Source organism: Burkholderiaceae bacterium DAT-1 (assembly GCA_019084025.1).
Lineage (GTDB): Bacteria > Pseudomonadota > Gammaproteobacteria > Burkholderiales > Chitinimonadaceae > DAT-1.
On the sequence record JAHRBI010000003.1, the window covers coordinates 86,372 to 105,742 of the forward strand.

The following is a 19,371-nucleotide window of genomic DNA, read 5'->3' on the forward strand; positions in this document are numbered from 1 at the left end:
TGATGGATGAGGCTCCAGTGAACGAGACAATCGTTCAGCATCAAGGAGCCCGGCCAGTGCGTCAAGCCCGCATGCGACGGGCTTGCGATAGGGGCGATGAATTGATCAAATTACAGCGAAAGCAATCGTCCACCTGCCTCCAGCGCCAGCAGCTGCTGAATCGTCTGTGCCTCGCGGATCACCGTAATATGTCCCTGATCCGCCAGCAATTCCGGAATCAGCGGGCGGCTGTTGTAGTTGGAGGACATGCTGGCGCCATAGGCACCCGCATCTTCAATCACCAGATAATCGCCAATCTTGGGCAGCGCCAGTTCGCGGAATTCCACCACCCCGCCATCGGCCTGCGTGAACACATCGCCCGATTCGCACAGTGGCCCTGCCACAGCCAGCGGCGTAAGCGGACCATCGACGAGTGCACCCGTCTGCGCATCAATGAAGGACATCGCATGGTAGCTGCCGTACATGGCCGGACGCGCCAGATCGCTGAAACCGGCATTCACCAGCACAAAGCAGCGACTACCGGCGCGCTTCACAGCATAGACTTCCGCCACCAACCGGCCTGATTGCGCCACCAGGAACCGGCCCGGTTCGATTTCCAGACGAACAGGCGTACCCAGATAGGCCTCGATTTCCTTGCGTGCGCCATCCCACAGATCGAAATAGTGGGCAGTATCCACATCAGCGTCACCCGCACGATACGGAATCGACAAACCGCCCCCCGCCGAGATCGCCTCAATCGGCATCCCCAATTGCTTCACCAGATCGACCATGGACGCGCACACATTCTGCAAGTGGCTGTAATCCACACCCGAGCCGATGTGCATATGCAGACCCACCAGCTTCAGACCATGCTGGCGAATCAGACCCACGGCATCCTTCAGCTCTTCAAACCAGATGCCATGCTTGCTGAATTCGCCGCCGGTATTGGTCTTGCGGCTATGGCCGTGGCCGTAGCCCGGATTGATACGCAGCCACACCGGATGCCCCGGCGCAGCGCGACCAATCTGCTCGACCATATCCAGCGAGCCGCAGTTCACCGGAATATTCAGTTCTTTCACCCGAGCCAATGTCGCGCGGTCAATGATGTCAGCGGTAAACACAATCGGCGCATGCTCGCCCGCCGGGTCAAACCCTGCCGCCAGCGCCCGCTCGATCTCGCCCAGCGACACCGCATCCACCTGCACGCCCTCGGCGCGCATCAGCTTCAGAATATGCAGATTGCTATTGGCCTTCTGCGCAAAGCGGATGGTATCGAAGGCCCGCAGCCTGGCGATCTGCGCGCGAATCACCGATGCATCGTAGATCCAGAAGGGTGACCCGATGGTGCGGGCGGTTGCGGCGAGGGAAGCGGTGGGGACGGAAAACATGGCCATTCTAGTCAGAAGAGGATTGACGGGTAGATTGCCAGCGTTTGGACGGGAAGAAAAATATCAGTTTTTGGACAGGGTATTCATTGGGGATATAGAATGCGGATATGGCGCCACACCGAAAGTTTCATTACACCTGTACACGTTGAAGTACATCTCACCACTTCAACTCTTCTAGATTGGATGAATGTTGATGCCTGAAATTCAAACGATGGCCTCGGGAAACCTAAGTCTCTACATCACCGAAGATGTCACTTGGGAGAATTTCCCGGAAAAGGCACAACAATTCATAAGATTTTCGGGTGGATGCGTAGTCAAGAAAATTGACACGGCGGCCGAGCGAATGTGGATTGTTCTTATCAGGTGGCGTCCATTTTATTTAGTTTACGATGACTTTCCACTCGGCATGTCGCTAGATTCAATGACCTCGCTCTGCAATCCAGTCATTCAGCAACTGTTTGATAAGTTAAGTGACTCTCAAGGTTAAGACTTCAATACTCGTACCAAGTCGCCTACACGACCTAATCACTGCGGTATTGGGTAAATACATCATTTAGAGGCACATATGCCCTTCTCCTGGCGCCACGTCGAAATCTTCCGTGCTGTGATGAGTTCCGGCAGCACCACCGATGCCGCCGCGATGCTGCACACCTCGCAACCCACCATCAGCCGCGAACTCAGCCGCTTTGAAAAACTCACCGGCTTGAAGCTGTTCGAGCGCATCGGCGGACGCCTGCAGCCAACCGAAGCCGGGCTAATGCTGTTTGAGGAAGTGCAGCGCAGCTTTGTCGGGCTCGACCGCATCGGTACCGCCGCAGACAGCATCCGCCATTTCCAGCACGGCAAGATTTCGGTGGCCTGCCTGCCTGCATTTGCAGTCGCACTCTTACCGCGCGTCTGGCAACGCTTCCAGGTTGATCATCCGGGCGTGAGCATCAGCATCACGCCGCTGGAAACCCCGCTGCTGCAGGAGAGCCTATCCTCACAGCGCTTTCACCTCGGTCTGACAGAAGATGCGCTTGCCCCCGCCGGGACGATCTCAGAGGCCGTGTTCACTCACGATCAGGTCTGCGTCCTGCCGCCCGGCCATGCGCTCTGCGAACACGCGGTGCTGACGCCCGCTCATTTCGCCGGTGAAAACGTGGTCAGCCTCGCGCCCACTGATCCTTACCGTGTGCGCGTGGATCAACTCTTCGCCGAGCGCGGCATCACCCGCCGCATGGCCGCCGAAACCGTCAGCGCCGCCAGCGTCTGCGCACTGGTCCTGCACGGTGCCGGCATCGCCATCGTCAACCCACTCACCGCGCTGGATTACCACGCACAGGGTCTGGCAATCCGCCGCTTCAGTGAGTCGATTCCGTTCTCGGTGTATGGAGTGAGGCCGCTGCATCGGCCAGCGTCGGAGTTGGCGGATCGTTTTTTTTGGGGGGTGAGGGTGGCGTGTGGAGAAATGAATGAATACTTGATCAACACCCTGATTTGATGCAAATTAACATCAATATCAACATCATTACCGGAGTGCCACCATGCGCACCACTGTTACCATTGAGGACTCGCTCTATCAGCGTGCACTCGAAGTTGCAGATCCATCCATGGATAAAGCTGATTTGTTTCGCGAGGCAATCAAGACCTTTGTAAGGGTTCAAGGCGCCAAGCGGCTTGCAGCCTTAGGTGGCACCGCGCCAGGCATGCGTGATATTCCACGCAATCGTCAAGACTCCTTGGCATGAGCGACATCCTCGTTGACACCTCTGTCTGGGTAGATCATTTCCAACAAAACAATCAAGCCTTGGTAGATCTGCTCCTGCAGGATCGAGCACTTTCACATCCGTTGATCATCGGCGAAATTGCCTGCGGCACGCCACCCAATAGATCTAAAACGCTGGCGGACCTTCAATGTTTACGGCCAGCCTCCCAGGCAACTATTGATGAACTACTTGAAATGATCGAGCGTGACCAGCTTGCAGGGAAAGGATGTGGCTTGGTTGACTTACTCTTGCTCGCATCTACGCTCATCACAGCAAACACTCGCATTTGGACCTTGGACAGACGACTCCACGCACTAGCTGTTCTTTACGGCGTGGCATATGAGCCTATGCACCATTGAGTCCACGCCTACACCACCCCCCCATACTCAATCGCCATCAACACCCGTCTCACCTGCTGATGCCCGATCTCGGTATCCAGCAGCTCCACCGGCACCGCGCCGAGTACCCGGTTGTGGGTCGTCATCCACTGGGTAGCCAGCTGGCGGCTGCCGAGTGCAGCTTCGGCATGCTGCTCAACTTCCACCACACGCAACAAGCGTTCGCTGGCCGCAGGATCAAGGGTGCGATTTTCCTTAAGCAAGCGCAAACCCGTACGATCATTGGTGCCAAGAATGCCGAACATGGCTTTCTGGCTCAAGCCCAATCCATCGCGAATCCGTTCCGCTTCGGATGCGGGCAGGCCACGGCGGATGGCGTCGATTTTGTCAGCAGGCGGCAGGGTGTTGATGTGGTAAAGCGTATCCATGGTGGCCTCCGAGAGTGAGGACAAGTGCGGGCCGTTCTCCCGCTTTATCAGACGTGCATCCAGATCAAGCGGCCTGAGTTCGCGCAGGGTGAGGCGCTGCATCTCGCGATGCGCAGGATTCAGCACCAGATTCTGTTCTTCCGGCGTCACAACAGACGGTACCAGCATGCCCAGCTGATTTGCGCCGAACAGTGCATGCATGGCAAACGACTGCGCCGCATGCGTATCCCCCAGACTGTTCCACCCATAGGGCAGCTCACCCGCCGGGACAGACTGAATTGCTGCCCGGCATGCTTCGGGCACCTCAAGCACCATCACCCGATGCGCCAGCGGATACAACTGACTGGCATGTACCAGCAATTCCAGCGTCGCCAGCGAAATACTGGACGCCGCATAGACCGCAGGCGTACCCACCGGATTGAAGCGTCCACCCAGCATTTCCGCCCCCTTGCCACTGAGATCATGGCAATAGCGCGCCGATGCGATGCGGTAGAAATAGGTGGGCAAGGACATAGGGGTTAGCCTGGATTTATCATATTGGTAAGACTAACAAAATACCGACATATGTCAACTTCAAAGAAGCCATTTGTCACAATCATCCATCTCGCCCCCCCCAACTGTTGCACCCACCCCCACACCGTACACCACATACGTGCGCTTGCTCGATTGCATGGTTATGCTTGTCCGCAACCCGCCCCACTTTTTCAACCGGACGCCGCCATGACCGACACTGCCATTCAAACCCAGACCTGTGATGTTCGACATGCCGACGTCACCACACTGCGCGACTGGTTGGCACAGGGACAACTCGATCCGGTTGAACTGGTGGATCATTTCACCGCCAACCTCAACCGCCAGCACCACATCATCAATGCGGCCACCAGCGTGATGGATTCGGCGGCGCGAGAGCAGGCCTACCAGCCGCTGCCCGGCCCACTCAGTGGCATTCCCTGCTCGGTGAAAGAAACGCTGGGCATTGGCGGTTTGCCGATCACGGCAGGCTCGATGCGCATGACGCCCTGGGTGCCGGAAACTGATTCGATGGTGGTAGAACGACTCAAGCGTGCCGGGGCGATTCTGCTGGCGCGCGGCAATGTGCCCGAATTCGCCATGACAGCCGAATCCAGCAATCCGCGATTTGGCACCACCAATAATCCGCTCGATCCGACACGCGTGGCAGGCGGCTCATCCGGCGGCGAGGCTGCGCTGGTGGCCTCGGGGTCGGTGGCGTTTGGCGTGGGGTCGGATATTTTGGGCTCCATCCGCATTCCCGCCGCCTGCTGTGGTGTGGTCGGATTCAAACCCGCCTCGCATGCAGTGCCCAAGGCGCGCACCTGGCCGGCGCTCGATGGCTTTATCGATAGCTGGCTGGCCATCGGCCCGATTACCCGTACCGTGCGCGATGCCAAACTGGTCTACGAAGTGCTGTCGGCCACCACCCTGCCGGCACCCGCGCCCATCCAATCTGCGCGACTGATTTTGCCGGATGGCTTTCCCTTTACCATTGAATCGGCTTGCATCCAGCAGGCACTCGATCATTCGATTGACGTATTGCGCACGGCTGGCATGCAGCCAGAAGGCGGCGATTTTTCTGGCGTGGCAGAGGCTTACAAACTGATCGCCCCCACCATGCTGCATTATCTGGAACCGGGCTGGCATACCGCGCTGAACCAGCAAGGCCGCTTCAGCCTGCTCGCCGAAACCCTCGCCCAATTGCGCGGGCAGCCGACCATTGATGGCGGGCTGTATCGCTGGGTGCTGCTGGGCAAGTTGCTCGGCGGTTTTCTCAAGCCACGCTCCGAAGCAGGGGTACAGAAGCTGATTGATCGCTACCTGGCGATCCGCACCATCACACAGTCCATGCTCGGCACCAACGGCATCCTTGTACTGCCCGCCATGGGCATGCTGCCACCCAAACACGGCGACATGAACCGCCTCAGCCTCAAGCCCGGCCTCAACCGCCTGATCTCGCCACTCTCGTTCGGCAACTACTGCGATTTACCCACCATTGCGATTCCTGCACCACGATTCAAGGATGCGACAACGGGGCTGATTCCAAGTGTGATGGCGATGTGCGCGCCGGGGGCGGAGGCAATGCTGTTTGCGGTGGCGGAGGAACTGGAACAAGCACTGAAGTGATACGATGCGCCACACCCAGCTTTTTCAAGTTCGAGGCACACCATGACCACCCTCCACACCAGCCGCCCGTTTGCCGCATCCCCATCTGAGGTATTCGCCGCAATCAGCAATGGTGACCGGCTCGCCCGTTGGTGGGGGCCGCAGGGTTTCACTAACTGCTTTCATCAGTTTGAATTTCAGGCTGGCGGTCAATGGGTATTCGACATGATCGCGCCAGATGGCAAATCTTATGCCAATACATCGGTATTCGCTGCGATCACGCCAGACCATCAGGTCGTCATCGATCACGGCTGTGTCCCGCATTTCCGGCTGACGATTACGCTGGAAGCCACGAATGGCGGCACGCTGCTCTCATGGGATCAGACCTTTGCCGATCCTGCAGTTGCCGAGGCTTTCCGCAGCATTGCCGCGCCTGCTAATGAACAAAATCTGGACCGATTGGGTGTCGAGCTTGGATTGGCGAGTTAATCCAGCCAATCACCGCCCGATATAGTCAACCTTCCTGAATCTCAGCGCCGACCAATCCTCATCAATCGCCACCTGCCGCACCGTATCAAACCCCGCCGCCCGCACCGCGTCCCAGCCGATATCGCGATTAAAATCGCAGCGATACTTTTTCGACGTGCCCTTGGGGTAAGCAAACCACAAGATCGCATCCCCCTCCGCCTTCGGGCACAGCGCTGCCGCCAGCGCATTCACCTCAGACTGCTGCGTGGCAAACACCAGGGCAAACGTATACGACGACACCGCTGCCAGATCCGTCACCACGGGTGTCTCCCCGAACTCGGCCAGCAGCGCTGCACATGCATCCGGCGCATGCAACACCACCGGCGTGGCCTGCCCTTTGTAATTCAGCTTCTTCAATACGGACATACATTCCCCAATTACACTTTGTTACACATTCCACCGTCAGATTCTGCAATCTCGCCCGACCAATGCATGAGGACGTTTACCTCATTCCACTTTTACAGGAGAGCAACATGAATTCCAAACTGATCATTGGTTCCGCTTTGTCCGCACTCGTGGCTGTGGCAGCCGTTGCACACGCCAACGATACCGCCAAGGCAGACAAGGCCGAAGCCAAGGAGCATTGCTACGGCATCGCCAAGGCGGGTCAGAATGATTGCAAGGCCAATGGTCACGCCTGTGCCGGACAATCCAAGGACGACAACAATAAGGCCGAATTCAAGATTGTGAAGGCCGGCACCTGCACTCAGATGGGTGGCTCCACCACCGCTGGCAAGTAAGGAGCGGCCATGAACGTCACGCTTCCGCGTCTGGCCGGACTGGGCCTGCGCTCGCCGCATGTGCACGAGGTTGAAGCAACCCTGCCTGCGGTGTCGTGGTGGGAAGTCCACAGCGAAAACTACTTTGGTGGTGGCGCACCACTGGCCGCGCTGGAGCGTGTACGGGCCCGTTATCCGGTCAGTCTGCACGGGGTGAGGATGGGGCTGGGCAATGTTCAGCCGCCTGATCCGCATCATCTGGCACAACTGGTGGCACTGGTGCAGCACATTGAACCGGCGGCAGTTTCAGAGCATTTAGCTTGGAATCGCTGCGGGGAACGCTGGTTCAATGATCTGCTGCCAGTACCGGGCATCGAGGCGGCACTCGCCCACCTGTCTGCCCATATCCAGATTGTGCAGGATACGATCAAACGCCCCTTGCTCATCGAAAATGTATCCGCCTACGTCCGCTTTGCCGACGCCGATTACAGCGAAGCGGAAATGCTGGCCGAGCTGGTGGCACGTACCGGCTGCGGGCTGCTACTCGACTTGAATAATCTCTACGTCAATCAACTGAATTTCGGGCTGGATGCCCGTCGTGAATTAGCGCATCTGCCGCTGCATGCAGTGGGTGAAATCCATGTGGCCGGACACGAAACCTTTGGCGCGCAGGTGATCGACACCCATGGCAGCCCGGTCTGTGCTGCCGTGTATGACTTGCTGGCCGACGTGCTCAGGCAAACCGGCCCGCTGCCAGTGCTATTGGAGCGCGACAGCCATTTACCCTCCTTGCCCGAGCTGCTCACCGAGTATCAACAACTGGCAGCGGTTGTCCGTAACGCACTGTCTACCGAGGAGGCCATCGCATGAGCTACGCCGATGTACTGGACGACTTCGCCCGCATCTACCGCGATCCCCTGCACCATCCCGATTGCGTGGCCGATGCAGGATGCGATGGCCTGAATGTGTACCGCCGCAATCATCGCTACAACCGCAGCGATGCTCTGGCCAGCGCCTATCCGACCGTGACGGCGCTGCTAGGAGAAGAAGGCTTTACCGTACTGGCACACCGCTATGGCGATGCATTTCATTCGCCCTCCGCCAATCTGCATGCCGATGGCGAACACCTGCCCGCCTTCATCCTCACCCAGACCGAGCTGGATGATCTGCCCTGGCTCAGCGATGTGGCGACGGTGGACTGGGCGCTGCATCAGGGTCACTACCTACCCGATCAGCCCGGCATCGATGCGCGGGCCTTACTGACGCTGCCCGAGTCCGACTTTGAACAGCAGCGCCTGATCCTCCATCCGGCCATACAGCTGCTTGCCTCGCGCTGGCCGGTCGGCGACATCCTTGCCTTTCATGCGGGCGGCCCAGCACCGACGCTGCCCGGCGAGCCGCAAACGCTGTGGGTCTGGCGCGATCACTATCTACCCGTCACCCCGGCCGAAGCTGCCTGCCTGAGCGCGCTGCTGGCAGGTCGCCCGATTGGAGAGGCGCTGAGCGCGGCAGCCGAAGTGGATTCGACCTTCGATCCTGCGCGCATTTTTACTAACCTGTTTACCTACCACATGGTCATTGCGCTTGTGGGGAACCTGTCATGATTGATTTTCACTGGATTCGACCCATCTGGCAGCGCTGGGAACGCCTGAATGATCTCGCCGCCCATCTCTTCAGTCTGGTGATTCGCCTGTATCTGTTCCGCGTATTTGCGCAATCGGGCTGGCTCAAGCTCAGCAGCTGGGACAGCACACTCTATCTGTTCCGCGAGGAATACCACGTACCGGTGCTACCGCCCGAATTTGCCGCCACACTGGCCACGGCGGGAGAGCTGATCCTGCCGAGCATCCTATTGATCGGCTTCGCGCATCGCTTTGCAGCGCCGGGTCTGTTCATCCTGAATCTGGTGGCCGTGCTGTCGTATCCCGACCTCGGGCCGGTAGAAATCAAAGATCATGTGCTTTGGGGCAGCCTGATTGCCGTGGTATGGTTTCACGGAACGGGCGCGCTATCCCTGGATGGCTGGCTGACGCGCCGCGCCCGATGTCGCCCCATGCCTATACAGGATGCTTGATGAGTCTGAACCCCGCCGATCTGGATGCACACCGTAGCGTACTCCTACGCTATGCGATCTACCGCGTGCGGGATGAAGCCATCGCCGAAGATCTGGTGCATGAGACGCTGATCAGCGCACTGGAAAAGCCGGATAGTTTTGATGGCCGCGCCGCGCTGGGCACCTGGCTCACCAGTATCCTCAAGCACAAGATACTGGACTGGCAGCGCACCGCCGGACGGGAAACCACGGCCAGTGTGTTGAATGAAGAGGATGTCAGCGAGTTTGATGCGCTATTCGAGCACAGTGGCCACTGGGGCAGCGATGCCCCGCGCCGCTGGGCCCAGCCGGAATCGTCGCTGGAAGACCAGCAATTCTGGGCGGTGTTCCGCGATTGCCAGTCACGCATGCCCACCCGCAGCGCGCTGGTGTTTGCGATGCGCGAGGTGCACGACTATGCAGTCACCGACATCGCCAGCGAGCTGGACATCACCCCCGACACCTGCTCCGCCCTGCTCTACCGCGCCCGCATGAGCCTCAGGCTCTGCCTTGAAAAGAACTGGTTTGGACTTGCATCATGATCAGACTCACCTGCCGCCAGGCGTCCAGACTGCTCTCCGACGCCGAAGATCATCCACTTGCCACTAGTTTCAGGCTTCGACTGCGATTGCATTTATTGGCGTGCCAGAATTGCCGGAATTTTAGGGATCAGTTGGGGTTTATGAGGCGGGCGGCAAGGGGCCAGAAATTGGGTGAGTGATATTGATACATTTGGCGCAATGCTCGATGCTTATTTCGCCCTAATAATCCGACTTAAATTAGTCCGAATTTGAGCTCCGATGCCGGACATACCATGACTCCCATTTACCTCCAGCAATCCTTTTTCTTGATAGAAAATGTTTCCGTTGTAACGTTTTCCAAACCGCATCAAACGCAAATTTCGCAATTGGATCCAGCAATCGATCAGGTGCATTCTCGGGATTCCCCGTGAGTGCGCGAATGATGCCACCTTGAACTCGATCAATTGCCAATAGCGCATCCTCTTCTGACAAAGCATATTGCAGAGCAATCTTTTCCTTTAAATGAAAAAGATCAGTCCCAAGCTCAATTTCGCCAAGTAAATATTTAGCCAACTCCGCTTGAGATGCTCCATTTCCGACATGAACGTTCATATCATCTGCACACCCTACTTGTAAATCACATTTCATAATGGAGACCTTTACACATTTTCACTTTTTTATAAATAAATTTATCCGGCATGGCGTAATGCGCGATACTTATTGCGCCCTACCGAGCTGATAGAGCTGTATTACTCTATTGAAGATCCGCTATCTTACCTTTTATTTTATCTTGACTAACAAACCCAGAATAACGACTATCAAAACTTTGATCACGATTATCCCCCAAAACAAAATAATGTCCTTTGGGCACCTTGCAAATCAAATTTTTCTCGACGTATCTGCAGTGCCCTAGCTCTTGCACTCTCTCACGTGCAATATCTGAGACTGCAGGCTCAGTTGTATCAAATTTGTACTCGTGCCAAACACCATTAATGCTTTCAAAGTGAATAGTTTCACCGTTCTTTCCAAGTACATGTTTGATCGGCAGTTCAATGCCATTGATCTGTACTTGCTTTGCGCTTGTGTACGTTACAATTTCGTCTGGCATACCAATAATACGATGAGCGTAAATTCTTCCAGATGAGGACTCAAGGTAAATTACAATATCACCTCGTTGCGGAACTACAACTTGATAAGCGTCTGTATCAACATTGACAATTTCGCCAGATGAAATTGTCGGCTCCATTGACACCCCCGGAACGCGCATATTTTGCTGACCAAATGCCTGATGCATTAGGAAGAATAATATTATTCTACTTAGTTTACGCATTTACTTGTGTACCACCTTAAGAAATCATGACTCATTGGTCAGCCCGTAGGGCGCAATAACCGAGGTGCATTGCGCAAGCACGAACGCCAATATAGCGCAAGTCACAGTTATTATTGATACATAGCGAATGTGCAACGAATGATTACCCGACGATTCGTCGCACTAATAAATCAAGGTCTTCCTTCCACAACACAAACTCGCCAGCTTCTTGCCACAATTCACACAATTCCGAGTCAATCCCAATACGACTCACTACGCCAATTGCCAGCGAATACAGCTCATCTGAGACCGAGCTTTCATGCGTTTGCAGGAAATCTGCAAGCTCTTGCGGAATACTTGCGTGCGGGTTTCCTCTTAGCGCGGCTAAGACTTCGGCTGCTACCAACGCAACCGATGCTACATCAGCATCAAGATATGTGTTTGCTTTAGCCCCTAGTAACTTTTTAAGAAGAGAAGGTTTTTCCGGAAGCGCAGCGCGAATGGCCTTCTCAACTGGCGCGATGTTTCCTGCGTCATATAAGTCAGCTAACCAATCTGATGCAGCATCGTTTTCAAAAGCGCTATGACCCCATGTGCCCATATTATATTCCCCTCCTTAGTTTGAATCTCAAACACCCAACCGTGCTATCACGATAATAATTATTCGAAATTTGTCGGGTCATACTCCGTATGACTTACGCATCTCATTGATCTTGCCCTTACTTCATTATCAAATCCACGATGATTCAGTGCAATTGTACCGTGCCCACCAACACCCCATCCCCCACCCACGCCGCCAACACCTTTTGCAACCTCGGCCCCATCACCTCAAGCATCTCCCAATCCAGCGCCTCTCCCAGCGTCATCCCCGCCTGCAGCCGCCCGGCAAATTCAAACAGCGCCGCATCCATTATCCGCAGTTGAATCCGGTTGCCCTGATCGCGCCAGAGCATGATGTGTTCAGGTTGATCGAGCGTGTCTGGAAACTCGCCGCCGCGATGGTGCGCGAGCCAGATCGTGCCCACAGGATAGGGCGAGGCCAGCAGCGCCAGCGAAGGATGGAAGTGCAGGCGGAGGGTTTCGGGGTCGCTGGCCTGCGCCAGTGTCGCCGGATCAATTGGCGCGGCATCGGCGGCGTAGTAGGCCGCCTGCATGGCCCAGTCCAGACGCGCGACGTCGGCGAGATAGGGCAAATCCTGCGTGTGCTCGAAGGTGACGATGAAGTCGCCAAAGGTAGGATGGTAGAGATTCAGATTGCCGGTGGTACAGGGCGTGTGCCGCGCGAAGATTGAGGTCAGTCCCTCGAAGAAATCCTCGCCCACCAATTCACGCACAGTGGGGAAAATTTCCACCATCGCGCTTTTGCGGTTCATGATCGTATTGTTGGCGTAGACAGCGATGCCAACCGAGGTCTCGCCAAAGCAGTCGCGCGCCAGTGCCGGATCGGATTGCGCCGCCAGAAAGGCGTACAGGATGTCGTCGAGCGATGCCTCAGCCATGCGCGACCTCGCGGCAGCACTGCGCAATGGCCTGATAATCTGCAAACAGCTCATCGAATGCGGGCAGATGCGTATCGCGCTCCAGCAATACCGGCTTGGGGCCGAATTGCGTCAGCACGCGGCGCAATAGATCGAGGCAGGCATCCGACACCGGCGTGCCGTGTGTATCCACCCACAGGCCACTTTCCACCGCCTCGTAACCAGCCACGTGGATTTCGCCGATCATCTCCGGCGTCAGCGCAGCCAGCGTCGCATCGGGCGAACGGCCGATATTGTGTTCAGTGACCAGCAGATTATTCACATCCAGCAGCAGCGTGCAGCCGGTACGGCGCGTGAGTTCGGCGAGAAAGTCGCCCTCCGGCCAGGTATCTGCTTCGAAACGCACATAGCTGCTGACATTTTCGATCATCAGCGTACGGCCGAGTTCGTGCTGCACAGCGTCGATGCGCTCGCAGAGTCTGGCTAGCGCGGCATCGGTGAGCGGCAGAGGCAGTAAATCATTGAAGTAGGCGCCACCCATCGCATTCCAGGCCACATGCTCGGAATAGACAATGGGCTCGATGGTACGGATGAGCGATTTTAGCTGGCGCAGGAATTCGGGCGCAGGCGGCTCGGGCGAACCCAGCCCCAGATTCACGCCATGAAAGGCAATCGGATAATGCTCGCGCACCGCACACAGCGCCGCGAGATTGGCCCCGCCCGCCAGATAGTTTTCCGGATGGACTTCGAACCAAGCCACCTCGGGCCGGTGGGCAATCACATGGCGGATATGCGGCAGGCGCAGTCCTAGTCCCGCACCCAACCATTCTTTAGGACTCACCGGCATCCGCCTGTGCTGGATTATTTAGCTTTTGAGGGGGTGTCCGCCTGAGGCGCAGCATCAGCGGGCTTGTCAGCCGCAGGTGCTGGTTTTTGCCCTGCCTTCAGCGATCCGCCGATCTTTTCGCAGGTGCCCTTGGCCACCATTTTCCAGTCATGCAGGCCGCTATCCACCTTGGATTGCGCATGGCAACCGTGGCTGCCATCGGCTGCGCCACAATCGTTCTGACCGGCTTTGGCCACACCAAAGCACTTTTCCATCTTGGGCTTGCCGCCACCCATGGCGTCATCGGCATGGGCCGTACCTGCCATGCCAGCACCAATCAGACCGGCAATCGCAGCGTGAATCAGCGCGGTTTTGTTTTGCATGGTGAAACCCTCGAATGTGATATGCGCAAAAAAAGAAATGGCGCACGCGCACCATTTCTTAGATTCATCCACTTACTTTCTGTGGGCCGGTTTCTCGGTCGTACCTGCATCCGGAGAAGTCGAGCCGCCCAGCTTGGTACAGGTGCCTTTTGCCACCAGTTTCCAGTCGTTCATCGACCGGTCCTCGGTGGATTGGCCGGAGCAACTGTGGCTGCCATTGGCAGAGGCACAATCATTCTGGCCAGCCTTGGCGACGCCGTAGCATTTTTCCTTGCCAACCTTGTGCGCCGACTTGGCGGCCACATCCGGCGAAACCAGCGTGACAGCCATCAAACCGGCCAGGGCCGAACGTAACATCACTTGCTTGCTTTGCATTGCAACACTCCCGTTTGATCTGGAATGCTGCGGGGAAGCCCCAGTGTACCAGCAGCGCCGGCCAAGTGGAATGACCCGCCGCGCTACTTGTTCTGCCCTTGCAGGAACAGGATTTTGCCAACCAGTGTATCCGTCACTTCCAAAATATGCTCGCTGGTCACAATGACATTACTCACCAGCTCCTGATCATGCATTTTCTGCCCCAGGGCATCCAGCGCACGCTGGAAAAACAGCCACTGATCTTCCATCAGCTGAATCTGTTCCAGCAGTTTGCTATTGCCAGCATATAAAGCGCGCAAATCCTTCATGGATTGCTCGAACTCCGATCGGGCCGCCTGCAAATCCTTGGGCAGAAATGCCGTTTTTACGCCCCCTACCTGTGCCAGATATTGCTTGGCCAGACGCTGCGACGCGGCGGCAATCCCCTCTGTAAGTTGAATCCCGCGCGATGCGCCGAGCTTTTTCTGTTCGATCAGTTTGGTGCCAGACTGGGCAAGCCAGGCCAGATTTTCACTTTCTTCCAGCACCTTTTGCGAGGCTTTTGGCGAGACAGCTGCCGCCAGCGCCATCCGGTAGGCCGGCCATTGGTCTTTCAGCAGCGCTACCTGATCGGACAGCTCGACATCCTTGTGCACCTGTCGCTCCAGCGTGGCAAGTTGCGAGTCAAACTGCTTGATCGTTTTACCGAGGCGCTCGGCGGGCTCCTTTTGCTGAGGCTGCAATGCCTGCCACATATACAGTCTGGCCATCCGTTCGATCAGAACACGCTGTCCCGAGGCCAGTACGCCCGGGGACAATTCGTCAGCGTGGCTGACTGTTAGTAACGCTACACAGAAGAGAAGATGAAAAATGCGCATGACGATTCCTTCACAGTTGTGAAAAGTGAAGTGTTCGCTGCAACCAGCCGCACATGCTGCGGGGAAGGGCAAAGCGCCAGCGCGAGAAAGGTCGAACACGGATTAGCAATAGCGAGTCGAGCATAACGAGGGTACGACCGCCATGCAAGTGCGGACGATGCCACCATTCCGACGTGATTCTGTCCAAATCCTATCCGCTTGCGTTAGCATAGATCACATTAAACTATCGCCACACGCAAGGTGTTAGCCAGGAGAAAGCATGGCATTCACCCTACCGGATCGTTCCCGAATGGATCATCTGACCTTCATCCACTGCGATCCCGACGATGCACGAGCCACGCCGCTACTCGCCCGACTAGGGGAAACATTGGCGCAGATCACCGGCAGCAGCGGCAATGCATCCTTTAGCAACGACGATGTGCGGGTGCCGCGTGCCCAATTTGTGCTGGCGATTGATCCTGTCGCAGGCCCGCTGGGCTGTGGTGCATTCCGCCCGCTCTCGGAGGACATCGCCGAGATCAAGCGCATGTTTGTCATACCGGGTAGTGCAGGCGTAGGCGCGGCGCTGCTCGCCCATCTCGAATCCAAGGCAAGTGCCATCGGGTATCGCACGATCAGGCTGGAAACACGCGCGATCAATACGCGCGCCGTGAATTTTTATCTGCGAAACGGATATGTGCGAATTGATAACTACGGCAAGTATGCAGGGCGACCCGAGGCTGTTTGCTTTGGAAAATCACTGATAAACCCACCTTCTACAACCATTCATCCATCAATTACATAAAACTCACCCACCATGCTCCACGAAATCAAACGTATCAAAGTTCATTCACTCAAGGAATTCATCAAGGAATTCCTGATGATTGTGGTGGGTATTCTCACCGCCCTGGGTCTGGAACACATTGCAGTGTCCATTCATAACAAACACGCCGCCGAAGAGGGACTTCAGCGCGTGCTGGCCGAGCAGAAAGCCAATCTCGCGTATACCGAGCAGTTTTTGCAGGAAGCGCATCGTCGCTGGGACCCGCTGAATGAGGTCATTGCGGCTCTGGACCAGGACATCAGCAACAAGGTAGCCAAAGATAAGATCAATCAGCATTTGAAAGCCATGCTGAAAAGCAGTGGCTATAACCGCGGCACGCCCGGTTTTATCCTCCGGCAGTCATCATGGGAACTCGTCATCGCCAATCAGTCACTTTCGCATATGGACGCACAGCAGGCCTCTGTGCTGGCCAACCAGTACTCCCTGAACAAAATGTATATGACGGGGTTTAATCAAGGCATGCAGGAACTCTACACTGATCGCGAAAATGATATGTACGTCGAACTGTCATACGACCTGGTAGAGCCAATGGAAGCCATCAAGATCCTGAGAAGCAAGCGCAGCACACAGTCGAGCATGATGGCCATTGCCACAGAGGTTAAAGCTCATATTGAAAACACACTGCAGAAAGCTGAAGCACAAGGCAATGGCACGCACTGAACTGACACTTTCGACCGATCCCGCCCAGCTCGATCGCGATCTCATCTATACATTCCTCAGCGAACGTTCCACCTGGGCACGCGGACTGCCACGTGACATATTCGAACGCTCGCTTAAGCATTCACTGTGCTTTGGTGCCTATCTGGATGGCAGGCAGGTAGGCTTTTGCCGGGTGATTACCGATTACGCAACCTTCGCCAATCTGGTCGATGTTTTTGTGCTGGAAGACTGTCGAGGTCGCGGCATTGCCGGCCAGCTGATGGAGGCCGTCAGCAGCCATCCGGATCTGCAGGGACTGCGCCGGTTTACGCTTGCCACGGCAGACAGCCACGGCCTGTACGCCAAATTCGGATTTACCGCCCCGCTCAAACCCGCCACGCTGATGGAACGCTACGTCCCGGATATTTACCAGCGCCCCGCTCAGCCAGCATAATGCGGGCGCAGCGTCTGGCTGCACTTTTCGGACAGTTTCATGTATCAGCTCATCGCCTCCGATCTGGATGGCACCCTGCTCAATGCCGACCACAATGTCGATTCATTTACCGCCGCCACCCTGCAGCAGCTGGACGCGCAGGGCGTGCGGTTTGTGATTGCCACCGGCCGGCATTATCTCGATGTGCGCGGCATCCGGGATGTACTGGGCATCCGAGCCTGGTTGATTTCGTCTAATGGCGCACGGGTGCATGATGGCGAGGATCGGCTGGTATTGTCAGGCGATATCGCGCCGGACATTGCGCGCCAGCTGCTACAGCCTGACATCGCTGCGGGCGCGCATCTGAATGTCTATCTGGATGATGCCTGGCTGGCAGAAGGCCATGGCGACTGGATGGGCGATATGTATGACGATTCCGGCTTTACCTACCAAATTGCCAATCTGCAAGCACATTCCGGCGAAGGCATTGCCAAGGTGCTGTATGTGGGCGATCACGATCACCTGCTCACCATTGAAGCCAAGCTGAATGCTCGATTCGGCGATCAGCTCTATGTCACATTCTCGCTGCATGATTGCCTCGAAGTGATGGCGGCCGGTGTATCCAAGGGCCATGCGCTGAAGGCGGTTCTGAATGCACTGACTATCCACCCGCAACAGTGTGCAGCGTTTGGCGATGGGGCAAACGATATCCACCTGCTTGAAGCAGCAGGCCATCCCTTTGTGATGGCCAATGCAAGCGCGCGGCTGGTTGCTGCCGTGCCGCACGCGCGCCAGATCGGACATCATGCCGAGGCAGGAGTAGCGCATTTTCTGCGTGATGCATTCCGAATGAGCGAGGACATCTGACATGAACGGCCCGGACCCGCGCAATCCCTTTCCCATGCCCGGCTTTCCGCAGGTCTGCTACATCGGCAACCTGACCACCCGTCCGAATATCCAGATCGGGGATTACACCTATTACGATGATCCGGAAGGGCATGAGCAGTTCGAGCGCAACGTGCTCTATCACTTCGATTTCATTGGTGACAAGCTCATCATCGGCAAATTCTGTGCGATTGCCCGACAGGTGAAGTTCATTATGAATGGCGCCAATCATGCCATGAAGGGTGCAAGTACCTATCCCTTCTTCATCTTCGGGCATGGCTGGGAAACCGCTGCGCCTCAACCCGGTGATCTCCCGTTCAAGGGCGATACGGTCATCGGCAACGATGTGTGGATCGGCTATGACAGCCTGATCATGCCCGGGGTTACGATCGGTCATGGCGCCATTGTTTCATCGCGCTCTGTCGTGACGGCGGATGTGCCACCCTACGCCATCGTCGGGGGGAATCCCGCGCGGATCATCCGCATGCGATTCCCTGAAGAAACCATTGCGCAGCTTCAGGAAATCGCCTGGTGGGACTGGCCGGCAGACAAAATCACCGCCCACCTGCCTGCCATCACCCGAGGTGATCTAGCAGCATTGCAACAAGGCCTAGCGCCCGCGCCTCAACCGGCTGCCCAGCCAGATCCCCACTAGCATCGCAGGCAGAAAATACAGTGCCTCAACACCCGGATTGGCCAGCTGCGCAAATGCCGGACCGGGGCAGTAGCCCGACAGTCCCCAGCCTACCCCAAACACAGCCGCCCCGACGATCAGCGGACGGTCGATGCGTGTCTGTGTGGGTAAATGAAAGCGGCTGTCGGTCAGCGGAGCCGGTCGCCGAAGAATCAGGCGGAAGGTGAACAGCGTCACCCCCACTGCGCCCCCCAGTACGAAAAGCAGCGAAGGGTCCCAATGGCCGCGTAGATTCAGGAACCCCAGCACCCTGGCCGGATCAGTCATACCGGACAACGCCAGCCCCGCACCAAAGATCACCCCGGATAACAAGGCAAATAGTAGACGTTTCATGCACCACCTCCGGTCAGTGTAGCGGTAAGCACAGCCACACTTAGAAACACGCACACCGCCACCAGCGACCGCACAGACAATCGTCCCAGCCCGCATACACCGTGGCCGCTGGTGCAGCCATTTGCACACACTGTTCCCAGCCCCACCAGCAGCCCCGCTCCGATAAGCAATAAGGGTGAACGAACCTGAGCAACCACAGGTGCATGGCCGGTAAGCAGATATACCAGCACAGCACCGGCAATCAGCCCCAGTAAAAACAGCAGCCGCCAGCTACGCTCTCCCGGCTCAAGTGCATGTCTGGCGATGCCCGTAATGCCGGCAATCCGGCCATTCGCCCACAGCAGCAATGCAGAAGCAAGCCCGATCAGCACGCCTCCGGCAAGGCTTCGTACGATATCCATCCACTGCACTATGTTTCACTCCGAGGTATGACGGCCCAATTCAACTGGGAGGTTTGAATTTAATCATGCACGCAAA

The 19,371-nt window shown here is 56.6% G+C and carries 30 protein-coding genes; 17 read left to right on the top strand and 13 right to left on the bottom strand.

What is annotated here, in order from left to right:
- Positions 1-110: 110 nt before the first annotated feature.
- Positions 111-1,367: a diaminopimelate decarboxylase gene (lysA, locus tag KSF73_06310; GenBank protein ID MBV1775324.1), complete on the bottom strand. Its 1,257-nt coding sequence runs from the start codon at positions 1,365-1,367 to the stop codon at positions 111-113.
- A gap of 193 nt (positions 1,368-1,560) precedes the next feature.
- Here lysA and KSF73_06315 point away from each other — a divergent pair, with 193 nt between their 5' ends.
- The 4 genes from KSF73_06315 to KSF73_06330 all read left to right on the top strand — a co-directional run bounded on the left by KSF73_06315 (position 1,561) and on the right by KSF73_06330 (position 3,474).
- Positions 1,561-1,854: a hypothetical protein gene (locus KSF73_06315; GenBank protein MBV1775325.1), complete on the top strand. Its 294-nt coding sequence runs from the start codon at positions 1,561-1,563 to the stop codon at positions 1,852-1,854.
- 78 nt (positions 1,855-1,932) lie between these two features.
- Positions 1,933-2,850: a LysR family transcriptional regulator gene (locus tag KSF73_06320; protein MBV1775326.1), complete on the top strand. Its 918-nt coding sequence runs from the start codon at positions 1,933-1,935 to the stop codon at positions 2,848-2,850.
- A gap of 43 nt (positions 2,851-2,893) precedes the next feature.
- A complete protein-coding gene (locus KSF73_06325) occupies positions 2,894-3,097 on the top strand; it encodes a type II toxin-antitoxin system VapB family antitoxin (GenBank protein MBV1775327.1) in 204 nt (67 codons plus the stop codon).
- Complete coding sequence (locus KSF73_06330) at positions 3,094-3,474, top strand: PIN domain-containing protein (GenBank protein MBV1775328.1); 381 nt, start codon at positions 3,094-3,096, stop codon at positions 3,472-3,474. The genes KSF73_06325 and KSF73_06330 overlap by 4 nt, the downstream gene beginning before the upstream one ends.
- Before the next feature lie 8 nt (positions 3,475-3,482).
- Here KSF73_06330 and KSF73_06335 read toward each other — a convergent pair whose 3' ends face one another.
- Positions 3,483-4,394 carry an RES domain-containing protein gene (locus tag KSF73_06335; protein MBV1775329.1) on the bottom strand — a complete coding sequence of 304 codons (912 nt, stop codon included), beginning with the start codon at positions 4,392-4,394 and terminating at the stop codon, positions 3,483-3,485.
- Between the two features lie 207 nt (positions 4,395-4,601).
- Between KSF73_06335 and KSF73_06340 the strand changes: the two genes are divergently transcribed.
- On the top strand, positions 4,602-6,020 hold the full coding sequence (locus KSF73_06340) for an amidase (protein ID MBV1775330.1): 1,419 nt from the start codon (positions 4,602-4,604) through the stop codon (positions 6,018-6,020).
- Positions 6,021-6,062: 42 nt separating this feature from the next.
- A complete protein-coding gene (locus KSF73_06345; GenBank protein ID MBV1775331.1) occupies positions 6,063-6,488 on the top strand; it encodes an SRPBCC domain-containing protein in 426 nt (141 codons plus the stop codon).
- A 9-nt stretch (positions 6,489-6,497) separates the two neighbouring features.
- Here the strand turns inward: KSF73_06345 and KSF73_06350 are convergent, their stop codons facing one another.
- Positions 6,498-6,893, bottom strand: a complete 396-nt coding sequence (locus tag KSF73_06350) for a hypothetical protein (GenBank protein MBV1775332.1) — start codon at positions 6,891-6,893, stop codon at positions 6,498-6,500.
- Between the two features lie 107 nt (positions 6,894-7,000).
- Here KSF73_06350 and KSF73_06355 point away from each other — a divergent pair, with 107 nt between their 5' ends.
- From KSF73_06355 to KSF73_06380, 6 genes are read left to right on the top strand one after another with little or no spacing between them, the layout of a single operon-like run.
- Positions 7,001-7,267, top strand: a complete 267-nt coding sequence (locus tag KSF73_06355) for a DUF2282 domain-containing protein (GenBank protein MBV1775333.1) — start codon at positions 7,001-7,003, stop codon at positions 7,265-7,267.
- Between the two features lie 9 nt (positions 7,268-7,276).
- Entirely contained in the window at positions 7,277-8,116 is an 840-nt protein-coding gene (locus KSF73_06360; protein ID MBV1775334.1) for a DUF692 domain-containing protein, read from the top strand.
- Entirely contained in the window at positions 8,113-8,850 is a 738-nt protein-coding gene (locus KSF73_06365) for a putative DNA-binding domain-containing protein (protein MBV1775335.1), read from the top strand. The genes KSF73_06360 and KSF73_06365 overlap by 4 nt, the downstream gene beginning before the upstream one ends.
- Positions 8,847-9,320: a DoxX family protein gene (locus KSF73_06370; protein MBV1775336.1), complete on the top strand. Its 474-nt coding sequence runs from the start codon at positions 8,847-8,849 to the stop codon at positions 9,318-9,320. Before KSF73_06365 ends, KSF73_06370 begins: the two co-directional genes overlap by 4 nt.
- Positions 9,320-9,880 carry a sigma-70 family RNA polymerase sigma factor gene (locus KSF73_06375; protein ID MBV1775337.1) on the top strand — a complete coding sequence of 187 codons (561 nt, stop codon included), beginning with the start codon at positions 9,320-9,322 and terminating at the stop codon, positions 9,878-9,880. Before KSF73_06370 ends, KSF73_06375 begins: the two co-directional genes overlap by 1 nt.
- Positions 9,877-10,059: a zf-HC2 domain-containing protein gene (locus tag KSF73_06380; GenBank protein ID MBV1775338.1), complete on the top strand. Its 183-nt coding sequence runs from the start codon at positions 9,877-9,879 to the stop codon at positions 10,057-10,059. Before KSF73_06375 ends, KSF73_06380 begins: the two co-directional genes overlap by 4 nt.
- Before the next feature lie 58 nt (positions 10,060-10,117).
- Here the strand turns inward: KSF73_06380 and KSF73_06385 are convergent, their stop codons facing one another.
- From KSF73_06385 to KSF73_06420, 8 genes are all read right to left on the bottom strand, one after another.
- Positions 10,118-10,471, bottom strand: a complete 354-nt coding sequence (locus KSF73_06385; protein ID MBV1775339.1) for a hypothetical protein — start codon at positions 10,469-10,471, stop codon at positions 10,118-10,120.
- Positions 10,472-10,613: 142 nt separating this feature from the next.
- Positions 10,614-11,153 carry a signal peptidase I gene (gene lepB, locus KSF73_06390; GenBank protein ID MBV1775340.1) on the bottom strand — a complete coding sequence of 180 codons (540 nt, stop codon included), beginning with the start codon at positions 11,151-11,153 and terminating at the stop codon, positions 10,614-10,616.
- Between the two features lie 178 nt (positions 11,154-11,331).
- The gene (locus tag KSF73_06395; GenBank protein MBV1775341.1) at positions 11,332-11,769 is read right to left on the bottom strand and encodes a DUF4259 domain-containing protein; all 438 of its coding nucleotides are present in this window, start codon (positions 11,767-11,769) and stop codon (positions 11,332-11,334) included.
- A 145-nt stretch (positions 11,770-11,914) separates the two neighbouring features.
- Complete coding sequence (locus tag KSF73_06400; GenBank protein MBV1775342.1) at positions 11,915-12,667, bottom strand: putative DNA-binding domain-containing protein; 753 nt, start codon at positions 12,665-12,667, stop codon at positions 11,915-11,917.
- Positions 12,660-13,487 (bottom strand): DUF692 domain-containing protein, encoded by an 828-nt coding sequence (locus tag KSF73_06405; GenBank protein ID MBV1775343.1) that lies wholly within the window; start codon positions 13,485-13,487, stop codon positions 12,660-12,662. Before KSF73_06405 ends, KSF73_06400 begins: the two co-directional genes overlap by 8 nt.
- 20 nt (positions 13,488-13,507) lie before the next feature.
- Positions 13,508-13,855: a DUF2282 domain-containing protein gene (locus KSF73_06410; GenBank protein ID MBV1775344.1), complete on the bottom strand. Its 348-nt coding sequence runs from the start codon at positions 13,853-13,855 to the stop codon at positions 13,508-13,510.
- A 72-nt stretch (positions 13,856-13,927) separates the two neighbouring features.
- Complete coding sequence (locus KSF73_06415; GenBank protein ID MBV1775345.1) at positions 13,928-14,230, bottom strand: DUF2282 domain-containing protein; 303 nt, start codon at positions 14,228-14,230, stop codon at positions 13,928-13,930.
- Between the two features lie 83 nt (positions 14,231-14,313).
- Positions 14,314-15,087: a hypothetical protein gene (locus KSF73_06420; protein ID MBV1775346.1), complete on the bottom strand. Its 774-nt coding sequence runs from the start codon at positions 15,085-15,087 to the stop codon at positions 14,314-14,316.
- A gap of 289 nt (positions 15,088-15,376) precedes the next feature.
- Between KSF73_06420 and KSF73_06425 the strand changes: the two genes are divergently transcribed.
- From KSF73_06425 to KSF73_06445, 5 genes are read left to right on the top strand one after another with little or no spacing between them, the layout of a single operon-like run.
- Positions 15,377-15,871 carry a GNAT family N-acetyltransferase gene (locus KSF73_06425; protein ID MBV1775347.1) on the top strand — a complete coding sequence of 165 codons (495 nt, stop codon included), beginning with the start codon at positions 15,377-15,379 and terminating at the stop codon, positions 15,869-15,871.
- A gap of 12 nt (positions 15,872-15,883) precedes the next feature.
- Complete coding sequence (locus KSF73_06430; GenBank protein ID MBV1775348.1) at positions 15,884-16,570, top strand: hypothetical protein; 687 nt, start codon at positions 15,884-15,886, stop codon at positions 16,568-16,570.
- Positions 16,557-17,003 carry a GNAT family N-acetyltransferase gene (locus tag KSF73_06435; GenBank protein ID MBV1775349.1) on the top strand — a complete coding sequence of 149 codons (447 nt, stop codon included), beginning with the start codon at positions 16,557-16,559 and terminating at the stop codon, positions 17,001-17,003. The genes KSF73_06430 and KSF73_06435 overlap by 14 nt, the downstream gene beginning before the upstream one ends.
- Before the next feature lie 39 nt (positions 17,004-17,042).
- The gene (locus KSF73_06440; GenBank protein ID MBV1775350.1) at positions 17,043-17,849 is read left to right on the top strand and encodes a Cof-type HAD-IIB family hydrolase; all 807 of its coding nucleotides are present in this window, start codon (positions 17,043-17,045) and stop codon (positions 17,847-17,849) included.
- A 1-nt stretch (position 17,850) separates the two neighbouring features.
- A complete protein-coding gene (locus tag KSF73_06445; protein MBV1775351.1) occupies positions 17,851-18,522 on the top strand; it encodes a Vat family streptogramin A O-acetyltransferase in 672 nt (223 codons plus the stop codon).
- On the opposite strand, the gene KSF73_06450 is transcribed toward KSF73_06445, so the two are convergent.
- Complete coding sequence (locus tag KSF73_06450) at positions 18,478-18,894, bottom strand: YeeE/YedE family protein (protein MBV1775352.1); 417 nt, start codon at positions 18,892-18,894, stop codon at positions 18,478-18,480. The two genes, KSF73_06445 and KSF73_06450, sit on opposite strands and share 45 nt — an antisense overlap.
- Positions 18,891-19,295, bottom strand: a complete 405-nt coding sequence (locus KSF73_06455) for a YeeE/YedE family protein (protein MBV1775353.1) — start codon at positions 19,293-19,295, stop codon at positions 18,891-18,893. Before KSF73_06455 ends, KSF73_06450 begins: the two co-directional genes overlap by 4 nt.
- Positions 19,296-19,371 lie beyond the last annotated feature (76 nt).